At 70.1% G+C, this 13020-nt stretch carries 11 protein-coding genes; 9 read left to right on the top strand and 2 right to left on the bottom strand.

The window, feature by feature from the left end; translation table 11 throughout:
* Window positions 1-161: 161 nt before the first annotated feature.
* Entirely contained in the window at window positions 162-2990 is a 2829-nt protein-coding gene (locus ACFVYN_RS05075) for a penicillin acylase family protein (protein ID WP_389992654.1), read from the bottom strand.
* A gap of 294 nt (window positions 2991-3284) precedes the next feature.
* On the opposite strand from ACFVYN_RS05075, the gene ACFVYN_RS05070 reads away from it, so the two are divergent.
* The 6 genes from ACFVYN_RS05070 to mscL all read left to right on the top strand — a co-directional run bounded on the left by ACFVYN_RS05070 (window position 3285) and on the right by mscL (window position 8980).
* Window positions 3285-4844 (top strand): potassium/proton antiporter, encoded by a 1560-nt coding sequence (locus ACFVYN_RS05070; RefSeq protein WP_389992651.1) that lies wholly within the window; start codon window positions 3285-3287, stop codon window positions 4842-4844.
* Window positions 4845-5051: 207 nt separating this feature from the next.
* Window positions 5052-6317, top strand: a complete 1266-nt coding sequence (locus ACFVYN_RS05065) for an MFS transporter (protein ID WP_389992647.1) — start codon at window positions 5052-5054, stop codon at window positions 6315-6317.
* Window positions 6318-6384: 67 nt separating this feature from the next.
* Window positions 6385-6717: an FmdB family zinc ribbon protein gene (locus ACFVYN_RS05060; RefSeq protein ID WP_389992644.1), complete on the top strand. Its 333-nt coding sequence runs from the start codon at window positions 6385-6387 to the stop codon at window positions 6715-6717.
* Window positions 6718-6816: 99 nt separating this feature from the next.
* Window positions 6817-7650, top strand: coding sequence for an S-methyl-5'-thioadenosine phosphorylase (locus ACFVYN_RS05055; protein ID WP_389992642.1), 834 nt, complete (start codon window positions 6817-6819; stop codon window positions 7648-7650).
* A 148-nt stretch (window positions 7651-7798) separates the two neighbouring features.
* Window positions 7799-8374 (top strand): hypothetical protein, encoded by a 576-nt coding sequence (locus ACFVYN_RS05050; RefSeq protein ID WP_389992639.1) that lies wholly within the window; start codon window positions 7799-7801, stop codon window positions 8372-8374.
* Window positions 8375-8512: 138 nt separating this feature from the next.
* Window positions 8513-8980: a large conductance mechanosensitive channel protein MscL gene (mscL, locus tag ACFVYN_RS05045; protein ID WP_389992636.1), complete on the top strand. Its 468-nt coding sequence runs from the start codon at window positions 8513-8515 to the stop codon at window positions 8978-8980.
* Between the two features lie 22 nt (window positions 8981-9002).
* Here mscL and ACFVYN_RS05040 read toward each other — a convergent pair whose 3' ends face one another.
* Complete coding sequence (locus tag ACFVYN_RS05040; protein WP_389992634.1) at window positions 9003-9191, bottom strand: hypothetical protein; 189 nt, start codon at window positions 9189-9191, stop codon at window positions 9003-9005.
* A gap of 181 nt (window positions 9192-9372) precedes the next feature.
* Between ACFVYN_RS05040 and ACFVYN_RS05035 the strand changes: the two genes are divergently transcribed.
* The 3 genes from ACFVYN_RS05035 (at window position 9373) to ACFVYN_RS05025 (ending at window position 12983) form a co-directional block, all read left to right on the top strand.
* Window positions 9373-10398, top strand: a complete 1026-nt coding sequence (locus tag ACFVYN_RS05035) for a P1 family peptidase (RefSeq protein ID WP_389992632.1) — start codon at window positions 9373-9375, stop codon at window positions 10396-10398.
* Window positions 10399-10815: 417 nt separating this feature from the next.
* Entirely contained in the window at window positions 10816-12060 is a 1245-nt protein-coding gene (locus tag ACFVYN_RS05030; RefSeq protein WP_389992630.1) for an Ig-like domain-containing protein, read from the top strand.
* A 176-nt stretch (window positions 12061-12236) separates the two neighbouring features.
* Complete coding sequence (locus ACFVYN_RS05025; protein WP_389992627.1) at window positions 12237-12983, top strand: DUF6227 family protein; 747 nt, start codon at window positions 12237-12239, stop codon at window positions 12981-12983.
* Window positions 12984-13020: the final 37 nt, after the last annotated feature.

The raw sequence follows: 13020 nt of genomic DNA, 5'->3' as shown, positions 1-13020 counted from the left end.
GCGCCCCTCGCCCACGTGCCGCACCCGTGCCGCCGCGCAGTGCTTGGCGTGCAGTGTCGGCATGCCGGTACAGGCCCACGCGGCGAACGTCCTCCTCGCGCACGAAGGGGCCCGCCACACGTGGGTGTGGCGGGCCCCTTCTTCGCTCTAGCGCCGCAGGCTCACGGCTTCAGCACCAGCGTGTCGGTGGTGTTCTTGTCGACGGCGTCGTCCGAGAAGGACCAGTCCAGCAGCTCGCCCTTGACCCACTTGCCGGTCTGGTCGGTGTAATGCGCGCTGTAGGCGTGCCCGGAGGCACCGGTGAGGTTGATCCACTTCGACTTGTCGAGGTCGCCGAGGTTGACCACCATGCGCATCGACGGCACCCAGACGACGCCGTAGCCGCCCGCGGCGTTCCAGCCGGTCGCGTTGACCGTCGCCTCGCCGCCGCTGAGCTTCCAGGGGCCGCGGTTGAGCATGTACTGGACGAAGCCGGGGCCCTCGGTGCCCAGGGTCTGGTTCTTCAGGAACAGGCGGTGCAGCCGGCCCCAGCTCCAGGTGTCGATGTCCTTGCCGAGCTTGGCGGTCAGCTCCCAGCGGGCGTCGATCATGGCGCGCTCGAACAGCTCGTCGCGGTTGTCGGCCTTGGGGCGGTCGCCCACGCCGGCCGGGGTCTTCCACCAGTCGCTGTTCTCGTCGTCCATGAGCTTGCGCACCACCTCGAACCAGCGGTCGCCGCCGTCGGGCTGCGCCTGGTCGGCGTCGCGCTGGCCGCACTCGCGGACCTTGTCCGCCTCATCCGCGGGGCCGACGGTGTTGACCGGGTCCACCCACAGGCACTGGCCCTTGACCCGCAGCTCCTTGGGCAGCTTGTTGCCGAAGGCGAGCTTGAGGATGTTGCGCCAGACGGCGTTGAAGTAGGCGGCCGCGGCCGAGTCGGCGTCCTGGGTGTAGTCCCAGCCCTCCAGGAGCTCCTGCGCCTGACGGACGTCCTTGTCCTCGACGTCGATCTTCAGCAGCTTCGGTACGAGCAGCTTGGCGATCTCGCTGCTGTTGTCGAGCTGCATCTGGCGCATGTCGTCGGTGGAGATCTTGCCGCCGCCCTTGATCTTCTGCTCGATCAGGTCGGTGATGCGCTGGCTGCGGGTGCCGTAGCCCCAGTCCGTGGTGAGCGTGTAGGGGTACTTGCCCTTGTCGACCACGGCCTGGTTGGCGGTGACGATGTAGCCGCGCTCCGGGTTGTACTCGTAGGGCAGCTCGTCCTGGTCGATGTACTTGCCGGTCCAGGTGTACTTGGGGTCCCAGCCCGGGGCCGGGATGGCTCCGGTGTCGCCCTTCGCGCGGATCGGGATGCGGCCGGGCAGCGTGTAGCCGATGTTCTCGGCGTCGGCGTAGACGAGGTTCTGCGAGGGCACGTCGAACAAAGCGGCCGCCGCGCGGAAGTCGCTCCAGTTCGACGCCCGGTCCATCGCGAACACGGCGTCCATGGAGGTGCCGGGGTCGAGCGCGGTCCAGCGCAGCGCGACGCCGTAGCCGTCGCCCCGGTCGGGGGCCGCGTTGTCGACGGTGGCCTTCTTGCCGACCTTCACGAGTTCGTCGGAGCGGTCGGAGAGCAGGGGGCCGTTGTTCGTCTCACGGACGACGATCTTCTTGGAGGCGCCGCCGGCGACCTTGATGGTCTCCTCACGCGTGGTGAAGGGAACCGTCTTGCCGTCGTACAGGTAGCCGTCGCCGGAGAGCTTCTCCAGGTACAGGTCGGTGACGTCGACGCCGGAGTTCGTCATGCCCCAGGCGATCTTCGCGTTGTGGCCGATGATCACGCCGGGCATGCCCGCGAAGGTGTAGCCGGAGACGTCGTACTGGCACTTGCTGGAGACGGTCCGGCAGTGCAGGCCCATCTGGTACCAGACGGACGGCAGCGAGGCCGACAGGTGCGGGTCGTTGGCGAGCAGCGGCTTGCCGGTGATGGTGTGCGAGCCGGCGACGACCCAGGAGTTGGAGCCGATGCCCTGGCCGTTGACTCCGACGGCCGTGGGGACGTCGTCCAGGACGTCGTAGAGGCCGGAGAGCTGGCTCTGGAGGGCCGAGGCGGTCGAGGAGGAGGTCGAGGCCGACGTGCCTGTCGCGGTGCCGCTCGCGGCCGTTCCCGAGCCGCTCGTGGACGTTCCGGTGCCGCTCGTGGACGTTCCGGTGCCGGACAGGCCGTTCGCCTGCGAGCTGCCGTTCTGCTCGAAGGTCCCGGTCAGCTCGTTGTACTGGCCCTCCTGGACGATCGCCTGGTTGCGGCTGTACGGGTAGTCGGGGTACAGGTCGGCGATCTGCTTGGGGCCGAGGCGGCTGGTCATCAGGGCGCGGTCGATCTCGTCCTGCATGTTGCCGCGCAGGTCCCAGGCCATCGCCTTGAGCCACGCGAGCGAGTCGACCGGGGTCCACTTCTCGGGCTTGTAGTCGTTCTTGAAGGCGAGTGCCGCGTACTCCAGGGAGATGTCCTCGCCGCTCTTGCCCTGGAGGTAGTCGTTGACCCCCTTGGCGTAGGCCTGGAGGTACTTCTTGGTGGAGGCCGACAGTTTGGTGTCGTACTCCTTCTTCGCGACCCGGTCCCAGCCCAGCGTGCGCAGGAACTCGTCGTCCTTGACCTGGCCCGTGCCGAACATCTCCGACAGGCGCCCGGAGGTCATGTGCCGGCGCACGTCCATCTCGTAGAACCGGTCCTGGGCCTGGACGTAGCCCTGCGCCATGAACAGGTCCACGTCGGAGGAGGCGTAGATCTGCGGAATGCCGTAACTGTCGCGTTTGACGTCCACGGGGCCCGACAGGCCGTCGAGCTCGGTCGAACCCTTGGTCTGCGGGAAGGACGCGCGGACGGTGCTCACCGACCAGTACCCGCCGTAGGCGACAGCGCCGATGAGGGCCAGTACGAGGACGAGAACGATCAGGCGGGCTCGGCGCCCCTTCTTCCTGCCGGACTTGCCGGGCTGCTGACCCGATGAGGCGGTGGTGGTGGGGGGCATCGCTGTCCTTGCTGTCCTAACGCGAGCGGCAGGGCGGGCTGTGCTTTCGACGGGGAGCCTGCGTCACATTCCCGGCCGAGCGCACGCACCAGGCGTCGCGCGCCCGGCCGGGGATGTGACGCAGGCTCTGCGCGCTGGAGCAACCATAGGCGCAGGGCTCAGGCGGACTTGACGCGGAGTCGGGTACGAACGCGGACGAGCGTTCGATCTCGCCGCGCGAAGCGTCAAGAAATCGTCAAGAGTTAGGTAAGGTAACGAAGTACTTGGATGCGTGGCTGAACCGCTTCGTGTCCTATGTACGTGAGCTCACACGCGCGTGATGCGGTGAGCCTGGGAAGGGAACGGCCGCTGACTGTCCACCACCTCAACCAGCTCCTGTTCGTCTGCTCGCTCGTCCTGCTCGTCGCCGTGGCAGCGGTCCGGATCTCCTCGCGCAGCGGGCTCCCCAGCCTGCTCGTGTACCTGGGGATCGGCATCGCCATGGGCCAGGACGGCATCGGCGACATCCACTTCGACAATGCCGAACTGACCCAGGTCATCGGGTACGCGGCCCTGGTCGTGATCCTGGCCGAGGGCGGGCTCGGCACGAAGTGGAAGGAGATCAGACCGGCCCTGCCGGCCGCCACCGCGCTGGCGCTGGGCGGGGTCGCGGTGAGCGTCGGGGTCACGGCGACGGCGGCGCACTACCTGATCGGCCTCGAATGGCGCCAGGCGCTCATCATCGGGGCGGTCGTCTCCTCGACGGACGCGGCGGCGGTCTTCTCGGTGCTGCGCAGGATCCCTCTGCCCGCGCGCGTGACGGGCACGCTGGAGGCCGAGTCCGGCTTCAACGACGCCCCCGTGGTCATCCTGGTGGTCGCCTTCTCCCAGACCGGCCCGGTCGAGCACTGGTACACGCTCATCGCCGAGATAGCCCTGGAGCTGGCCATCGGCGCCGCCATCGGCATCGCGGTGGGCTGGCTGGGCTCCTGGGGCCTCAGACACGTCGCCCTGCCCGCCTCCGGCCTCTATCCGATCGCGGTCATGGCGATCGCCGTCACCGCGTACGCGGCGGGCGCGCTGGCCCACGGCAGCGGGTTCCTCGCCGTCTACCTCGCCGCCATGGCGATGGGCAACGCCAAGCTGCCGCACTGGCCCGCCACCCGCGGCTTCGCCGACGGGCTCGGCTGGATCGCCCAGATCGGCATGTTCGTCCTGCTCGGCCTGCTGGTCACCCCGCACGAGCTGGGCGACGACGTACTGCCCGGACTCGTCATCGGGCTGGTGCTGACCATGGTGGCGCGACCACTGAGCGTCTTCCTGTGCCTGACGCCGTTCCGGGTGCCCTGGCAGGAGCAGACACTCATGTCCTGGGCCGGACTGCGCGGCGCCGTGCCCATCATCCTGGCGACGATCCCCATGGTGAGCGGTGTCGAGAGCAGCCGTCGCATCTTCAACATCGTCTTCGTCCTGGTCGTCGTCTACACCCTCGTCCAGGGCCCGACGCTGCCCTGGCTGGCGCGCACACTGCGGCTGGGCGGCGACTCGGACGCCGCCGACCTCGGGATCGAGTCGGCGCCCCTGGAGCGGCTGCGCGGGCACCTGCTGTCCGTCGCGATCCCCGAGGGGTCGCGGATGCACGGCGTCGAGGTCAACGAGCTGCGGCTGCCGGCCGGGGCCGCGGTCACCCTCGTCGTCCGCGATGAAAAATCGTTCGTCCCGCTGCCCACGACCGTGCTGCGGCGCGGGGACGAACTGCTCGTGGTCGCCACCGACCCGGTCCGCGACGCCGCCGAACGGCGGCTGCGCGCGGTGGGCCACGGCGGCAAGCTGGCCGACTGGCTGGGCACGGACGGCACCGACAGCGCACGTTAAGGGTGTGTTACGCGCCCCCTGTACGATGGTGACCGACCCCTGATCGAACCAACTCTGCCTGACGCAGAGCTGGCGCGACCGTATGGCGGCCGAGACGTCCCTGAGAGCGGTCTTCGGCATCTACCGCAGTCCGCGCAAGAGGACAGCTCTCGGCGCCCTCCCTTGGCAAAGGGAACCGCGCTACCAGGCGGCAGAAAGGCACGGGCCGTGGCATCCACGGTCACCTCCTCCCGCCCGGGATACGGACAGCTGCTGCGTACCCGCGGCGCCTGGACGTTCCTGCTTCCCGGCTTCGCGGCACGCCAGCCGTTCGCGATGCTCACCCTCTCCCTCGTGCTGCTCGTGCAGCACACCACCGGCTCCTACGGCGCGGCGGGCGCCGTCGCGGCCGTCACCGGCGTCGCCATGGCCCTGTTCGCGCCCTACAGCGGCCGTCTCGCGGACCGGTACGGGCAGCGCGCCGTGCTGGTCCCCGGCGTCCTGGTCCACACCCTGGCGGGCCTGTCGCTGACGGCTCTCGCCCTCGCGCACGCGCCCTTGTGGGCGTTGTTCGCCGCTGCCGTGCCCACCGGCGCCTCGGTGCCGCAGATCGGGCCCATGGTGCGCGCCCGCTGGGGCGTCACGCTCCAGGACTCCCCCCTGATGACCACGGCGGCCGCCTTCGAGTCCGTCACGGACGAGCTGACCTTCGTCTTCGGCCCGCTGCTGGCCACCGCCCTGTGCACCGCCGTCCACCCCGCCGCGGGCCTGCTGACGGAGGCGTCCCTGACGCTGCTGGGCGGCCTGCTGTTCGCCGCGCAGAAGAGCACGCAGCCCTCCGTCGCTCCCGGGGAGCACACGCGCGTGGAGCACACGCCGGCGCTGCGCGTCCCCGGGGTGCGCGTGCTGATCGTGACCTTCCTGGGCATCGGTTCCGTCTTCGGCGGCATGCAGGTCTCCCTGGCCGCGTTCAGCGAGTCGATCGGCGAGCCCGGCCTGAACGGTGTCCTGTACGGCGTCTTCGCCGCGGGCAACATGCTCTCCGGCCTGGTCTGCGGTGCCATCGCCTGGAAGGTGGCCCCCCGGCGGCGCCTGGTCGTCGCCTACGGCGCCCTCGCGCTGACGGCCTCCGGCCTGTGGGCCGCGCACTCGGTGCTCGTCCTGGCCGGCCTGGGCCTCCTGGTCGGCATGTGCATCGCGCCCGCCCTGATCACCGGCTACACCCTGGTCGAGAACCTGGTCCCGGCCGGCGGCCGCACGGAGGCCTTCACCTGGCTGACCGGAGCGGTGGCGCTCGGCCAGGCTGCCGCCGTCACGCTCGCCGGACAGCTGGAGGACCGCTTCTGGGGCGGCGCCGGGTTCCTGGTGCCGATGGGCGGCACGCTGCTCGCCCTGGCGACCCTGGTGGCGCTGCGTTCACACCTCACGACGCGGCCCCGCGGCCGGACCGTCGCACGTGGCATCGGTCACCGAGTGCCGGTGGCAGTGGACTGATCCCCGGGAATGCGTCACTATGGACCATCGTTAGCACTCATTGAGTGAGAGTGCCAGGAGGAAGACAGTGCCCACCTATCAGTACCAGTGCACCGAGTGCGGCGAGGGCCTCGAGGCGGTGCAGAAGTTCACCGACGACGCTCTGACCGAGTGCCCCAATTGCCAGGGCCGCCTCAAGAAGGTGTTCTCCGCGGTCGGCATCGTCTTCAAGGGCTCCGGCTTCTACCGCAACGACAGCCGCGGCTCCTCGTCGAGCACTTCGCCGGCGTCGTCGTCCTCGAAGCCGTCGACGTCCACGTCGTCGTCCGAGTCGTCCTCGTCCTCGTCTTCTTCCTCGTCCTCCTCGGACACGAAGTCGTCGAGTTCGGGCACGTCGTCGAGCAGCAGCTCGGCCGCATAGGCCGCACTCCTGAACCCTGCCGTCACAGGACGGCAGGGTTCTCGGCGTTGTCCGGGCCGCGGTCGCCGGGGGTTTTCGGAGCCGGATACTGTGCTGGTCATGGCGAACGCAGAGATCGGCGTAATCGGCGGCTCGGGCTTCTACTCGTTCCTCGACGACGTGACCGAGGTCCAGGTGGACACCCCCTACGGTCCGCCCAGCGACTCCCTCTTCCTCGGCGAGGTCGCCGGCCGGCGGGTCGCCTTCCTGCCACGGCACGGACGCGGCCACCATCTGCCGCCCCACCGGATCAACTACCGGGCCAATCTGTGGGCGCTCAGGTCGGTGGGGGCGCGGCAGATCCTCGGGCCGTGCGCCGTGGGCGGGCTGCGTCCCGAGTACGGACCGGGCACCCTGCTGGTGCCGGACCAGCTGGTCGACCGTACGAAGTCCCGGGCGGGGACGTACTTCGACGGACTGCCGTTGCCGGACGGCACCGTGCCGAACGTGGTGCACGTGTCCCTGGCCGACCCGTACTGCCCCGCCGGCCGGGCGGCCGCGCTGAAGGCGGCCCGGGGCCAGGACTGGGAGGCCGTGGACGGCGGCACGCTGGTCGTGATCGAGGGCCCGCGCTTCTCGACCCGCGCCGAATCGTTGTGGCACCAGGCGCAGGGCTGGTCGGTGGTGGGCATGACCGGCCACCCCGAGGCGTCCCTCGCCCGTGAACTGGAGCTCTGCTACACGTCGTTGACCCTGGTCACCGATCTCGACGCGGGCGCCGAGACCGGTGAGGGCGTCTCGCACGACGAGGTGCTGCGGGTGTTCGCGGCGAACGTGGACCGGCTGCGGGGTGTGCTGTTCGACGCGGTGGCGGCGCTGCCGACGGGGGACGAGCGGGACTGCCTGTGCGTCGGCGCACTGGGCGGGATGGACCCCGGGTTCGAACTGCCCTAGCGGATGCCGGGCTTGAGGGGGCGGAAGTCCTCGTTCGGGTGAGGGAGTTTTCCACAACCGGCCGGTGGTCCACAGAGCTCAGCGGGATTCGGCGCGAAGCCGCATCGTGGCAGCGCAAGCCGATGTCCCTTCGCTGGTGGTGGTCCACATGTCCTTCGCCCCCTCCCCCTCCCTCTCCCCCTCGCCTTCTCCCCTCGTTCCGTGCCCGCCCGGCACCGACGCTCCCCCGACGTGCGCGGTCCCGCATTTCGCCCCTGTACGAGTAGGGGGCGGCCGGTTCCGGCTACGGCGACTCGTACGCAGCCGCAGCCGTGCCGTGGCCCTCGGCCTGGCCGTCACCGCGGCGGCACTGGTGGCGGCGGGCCCGCGGGGCGGCGACGGGGTGCCGGGTGTTGTCGACGGGGCGCGGGGGCATCCGGCAGCCGAGCCCGTGCGCGAGCACCGTGTCGTGGAGTCGGTGTCGGCGCCGGTGCGGATCGCCGACGGTGCCACGGTCCGGCTGCTGCGCGCCGGGGACCGGGTCGACGTCATCGCCGCCGAGGAGTCGGCGCTGGGCGGGGATGCCCGAGTGGTCGCACGCGGGGCGCGGGTGACAAAGGTGCCGGAGCCGCAGGACGGTGTGAGCGAGGGCGGGGCACTGGTCGTGCTCTCGGTGCCGCGGTCCACGGCGGCACGTCTCGCCGGCGCGAGCGCGACGGCACGGCTGGCGGTGACGCTGTGTTGAGCCGTGCGGTCCGTCTGCTGCGCGAGTTCCTGTCAAGTCGCCCTTTCGAGCTACCCAATGGAACAGGGTCACCTCGCGTTGACGTAGGTTGCGGAGCTGTTTGTTCCACAAGCTGCGCGTGCGAGAAGAGGCCTCTGGGTGAGCGAGAAGAAGCCGAGCGTCCTGGAGGGCTTCAAGGCCTTTCTGATGCGCGGGAACGTCGTCGATCTGGCTGTCGCGGTGGTCATCGGCGCCGCCTTCACCAACATCGTCAACTCGGTGGTGAAGGGAATCATCAACCCGCTGGTAGGAACAGTCGGGACCAAGAACCTCGACAGTTACAACTCGTGCATCAAGGGCCCGTGCAGAGGTACCGGCGACAGCGCGGAGGGGGTCCGGATCCTGTGGGGCTCGGTCCTCGGCGCGACGCTCACCTTCGTGATCACCGCGGCCGTCGTCTACTTCCTGATGGTCCTGCCGATGTCGAAGTACCTGGCCCGGACGGAGGCCCGCAGGAAGGCGAAGGAGGGCACGCACGAGGTCATCGAGGTGACCGAGCTGGAGGTCCTCAAGGAGATCCGCGACGCCCTGGTCGCCCAGCGGGGCTCGGGCCACGACGGGCGCTAGCGACCTGGGTGGTGCGCCTCGCTCAGAGGTGGTGGGGCGGCTTCTCGTCGAGGAAGCGCTTCAGGTCGGCCGCGCTGTCACTGTCGGTGCGCGGCCGGTCGCCCCAGCCTCGGTCCGTGTCGTCCGAGGACTGCTGGTCCAGCGGATCATCGAAGATCAGCGCGGGCTTCGGCTCGCGGGGCTCGGGGGCCGGGGCGGGGGCGGAGGTCATGTGTCCAGGGTACGGGGCCCGGGAACGGCCGCCGTAGGGCATGACAGCGGGCGGGAGCTTGGCTTCGGCCTGCGGGCCGACGAACAGTGCGCTCCCCTTGCGAGGCGGTCCTGGCTGTATTGATCACGAGCGTTGTTGACACCGGCCGGGCGAAACTGTGCTCATGACACCGAAGACACCCATGACAGTTGACGCTCTGACGGATGTCCCCGGTGTGCGCGTGGGGCACGCGACGCGTACCGGCGGCGGTTGGCTCACCGGCACCACCGTCGTGCTCGCCCCGGAGGGCGGGGCCGTCGCCGCGGTGGACGTGCGCGGTGGAGGTCCCGGCACCAAGGAGACCGACGCGCTCGATCCGCGCAACCTGGTGCAGAAGGTCGAGGCGATCGTGCTGACCGGGGGCAGCGCGTACGGGCTGGACGCGGCCTCCGGGGTGATGGCCTGGCTGGAGGAGCGGGGGCGGGGGGTGCGGGTCGGACCGGATCCCTCGCATGTGGTGCCGGTCGTGCCCGCCGCGTGTGTCTTCGATCTCGGGCGGGGCGGTGACTTCCGGGCCCGGCCGGACGCGGCGACCGGGCGGGCCGCTGTCGAGGCCGCCGCGGCGAGTGCCTTCGGTGCGGAGGTGGCGGAAGGGTGTGTGGGGGCGGGGACGGGGGCCGTGGTCGGGGCGATGAAGGGCGGAGTGGGGACGGCGAGTGTCGTGCTCCCCTCGGGGATCACCGTGGCGGCGTTGGTGGTGGCCAACGCGGTGGGGGCGGTGTCGGATCCGGAGACGGGGGTGCTCTACGGGGAGCTGTTCGACGGGCGGGTGCGGTATCCGGAGCAGCGAGTGCATGACGCCGCGCGCCGGCGGCTGGCCGAGGCCGCGGCGAGGAGTGCGCCACCTCCGCTGAACACCACGCTCGCGGTGGTGGCCACGGATGCGGAACTGTCGAAGGCTCAGGCCCAGAAGGTGGCGGGGACCGCGCACGACGGGATCGCGCGTGCCGTGCGGCCGGTGCATCTGCTGCACGACGGCGACACGGTGTTCGCTCTGGCCACGGGGGCGCGGCCGCTCGATGCCGCGGACCCGCTCGCGCTGAACTCCGTGCTTGCGGCGGGGGCGGATGTGGTGACACGGGCGATTGTGCGGGCGGTACGGGCGGCGGAGTCGGTGGAGGGGGTGGGTGGGGTGTGGCCGGCCTACCGGGAGCTGTACGGGGGGTGATGCCTGCGGGTGCCTCCGGCGGTTGAACGGTGTTTGTCTGCGGGTGCGGGTGCGGGTTCGGTGGGGGCGGGCGTTTTGCGCAGTTCCCCGCGCCCCTGGATGCCTGCGGCGGCCTGCCTCGGTCCGGTGGGGGCGTGTGTAGCGCGTGCGGGTGCGTTGTGGGTCGGGGCCGGGGTGGGGGGTGTCCGTGGTAGTGCGCGGTCCGGCGAACGGTTCGTCCTGGCGCAGGTGACTGCAACCTCCTAGGGGCGCGGGGAACTGCGCGACCAGCCCCCACCGGCCCGCAGCCGGCCGACAACCTCACCCCGCCCCCGATTGTCCGGGTTCTGTCACGTGATGGCATTCGCGTTGGCAGGGAACCCGGGCGGGGACCGGGTCCCTCTTTCTTCACGGAGTGGAGCGGACTACGCACATCACATGAATCTGGAGCAGCTCGTGACAACGCCGGACATAACAGCGCGGCGCGCACTGGGGGCCTGTGCCGTCCTGATGGTCGGCGCCCTCACCCTCACCGCGTGCGGAGGCGACTCCGACGGCAGGAGTGAAGGCAAGGGCGGCAAGGACCCCGCGAAGAGTTCAGCGGCACAGATCGTCATCTCCGCCAAGAACGGTTCGACGGGCGCGTCCATCAACTCGACCGGCGTGAAGGTCAGCGACGGCACGCTGACCGGCGTGAAGATGACGGTGGCCGGCACGGGGAAGCAAGTGCCGGGGCAGCTGGTCGCGGGCGGGAAGGGCTGGAAGCCCGGGGAGCAGCTGGAGCGGGGGACGAAGTACGAGATAGCCGCGACGGCGAAGGACTCGGACGGCAAGGCCGTGACCGCGAAGTCCGTCTTCACGACCGTCTCCAAGGCGAACAGCTTCATAGGGACGTACACGCCGGACAACGGCGCGACGGTCGGCGTGGGGATGCCGGTGTCGTTCAACTTCGACAAGGCGATCGGCGACAAGAAGGCCGTGCAGTCGCACATCGAGGTCAGCTCCAGCAGCGGGCAGCAGGTGGTCGGGCACTGGTTCGGGGCGCAGCGGCTCGACTTCCGGCCCGAGGAGTACTGGAAGGCCGGCTCCAAGGTCACGATGAAGATCGACCTGGACGGGGTCGAGGGCGCCAATGGGGTCACCGGTGTGCAGGAGAAGACGGTCAGCTTCACCGTGGGGCGCTCGCAGGTGTCCACCGTGGACGCGGACACGCAGACCATGAAGGTCGTGCGGGACGGGCGGACCGTCCGGTCGGTGCCGATCTCCACCGGCAGCCCGGAGTTCACCACGTACAACGGGCAGATGGCGATCTCCGAGAAGTACAAGAAGATCCGCATGGACAGCCGGACGGTCGCCCTCGCCAACGCGTACGACATCCCCGACGTCCCGGACGCGATGCGGCTGACGCAGTCGGGGACCTTCATCCACGGCAACTACTGGTACAACAAGGGGAATCCGCCCTTCGGGCGCACCGGCACCAGCCACGGCTGTGTCGGGCTGCGGGACGTCAAGGGCGGGCAGTCGGACACTCCGGCCAAGTGGTTCTACGACAACTCGCTGATCGGGGACGTGGTGATCGTGAAGAACTCCCCCGACAAGACGGTGGCGCCCGACAACGGGTTGAACGGCTGGAACATGTCGTGGAACGAGTGGGTCGCGGGCAGTGCCGTCGGTACGTCGTGATCGCCGCAAGCCCTGTCTGACCGGGGGTTTTTGACGGTTCGTCGGCCGCGTGGGAATTTCCCGCGCGGGCCGGTCGTTTTCCGGGCGTACGTTTTCTCGGTTCCCGGACATGATGTCCGACCGAGGGGCTACGGTATGCACCCACAAGGTGACATGCAGCAACGCCGGGAGAAGCCTTGAGCGTTCCGTACGAGACGGCAGCGTACGAACCACACGAGTCGCCCGAGTCTCCGGAGGAGCATCTCGCGCGGCTCCTCGGTCGTGCCCTGAACTCCTTCGAGCTGCCCGACGAGTCGATACGGCAACTGGACTGCGCGCTGGCGTACGACAGTTCGCTGCACTCCGCGCACCACAGCGCGGGGCTGCACCGGGAGACGTACCGGCACACGTGGCTGCTCGCCGACGGCTCGGCGCTCACTCTGTGGGAGCTCGTCCACAACACCGCGCGGGACAGCGTTCCACAGCACGAGGTGTACGTCGACGAGGAGGAGCTGCGTGCGGCGACCGCGCGGCTGCCCTTACCGCCGGACAACCCGGACTTCGAGCTCCCGGTGACGGTGCAGCTCTTGCCCGTGCAGACACCGCGGCACGCCTACGTCCCGGACGACTCGGCGGACCACGCGCGCCGGTTGCTGCGCCGCGCGGAGAACACGGACCGGCCGGGCCCGGAGACGGCCGCGCGGCTGGCGGAGGCGTTCGCCCACCAGATCACGCAGGCGTTCGGTCGCCCGTGCCGGGCGGGGCGGGCCGGACTGGGCTTCTCGCTGTACGAGCACGCGTTCCTGCTGCGCGACGGGGCGGAGATCTCCCTGTGGGAGGTCGAGCACACGGCGACGCCCGACGGGCGGCACATGTGCGAGGTGTACGTCACCGAGGACGCGGCCCGCGACGCCATGGAGCGGCGCGCGGCCCAGGTCTCCTGACCGGCGGGCTCGCAATTCGGGCGCGGATGCTCACGTA

This window comes from Streptomyces sp. NPDC058307 (genome assembly GCF_042880295.1).
In the GTDB taxonomy this organism is placed as follows: domain Bacteria; phylum Actinomycetota; class Actinomycetes; order Streptomycetales; family Streptomycetaceae; genus Streptomyces.
Note: the sequence above shows the minus strand (reverse complement) of the source record. Positions and strands in the feature narration are given on the sequence as shown.

What these genes read in the sequence shown, in the direction of transcription:
- ACFVYN_RS05075 (WP_389992654.1), bottom strand. Translation starts at nt 2,990, where the DNA reads ATGCCCCCCACCACCACCGCCTCATCGGGTCAGCAGCCCGGCAAGTCC.
- ACFVYN_RS05070 (WP_389992651.1), top strand. Translation starts at nt 3,285, where the DNA reads ATGTACGTGAGCTCACACGCGCGTGATGCGGTGAGCCTGGGAAGGGAA.
- ACFVYN_RS05055 (WP_389992642.1), top strand. Translation starts at nt 6,817, where the DNA reads ATGGCGAACGCAGAGATCGGCGTAATCGGCGGCTCGGGCTTCTACTCG.
- ACFVYN_RS05050 (WP_389992639.1), top strand. Translation starts at nt 7,799, where the DNA reads ATGTCCTTCGCCCCCTCCCCCTCCCTCTCCCCCTCGCCTTCTCCCCTC.
- ACFVYN_RS05040 (WP_389992634.1), bottom strand. Translation starts at nt 9,191, where the DNA reads ATGACCTCCGCCCCCGCCCCGGCCCCCGAGCCCCGCGAGCCGAAGCCC.
- ACFVYN_RS05035 (WP_389992632.1), top strand. Translation starts at nt 9,373, where the DNA reads ATGACAGTTGACGCTCTGACGGATGTCCCCGGTGTGCGCGTGGGGCAC.
- ACFVYN_RS05030 (WP_389992630.1), top strand. Translation starts at nt 10,816, where the DNA reads ATGAATCTGGAGCAGCTCGTGACAACGCCGGACATAACAGCGCGGCGC.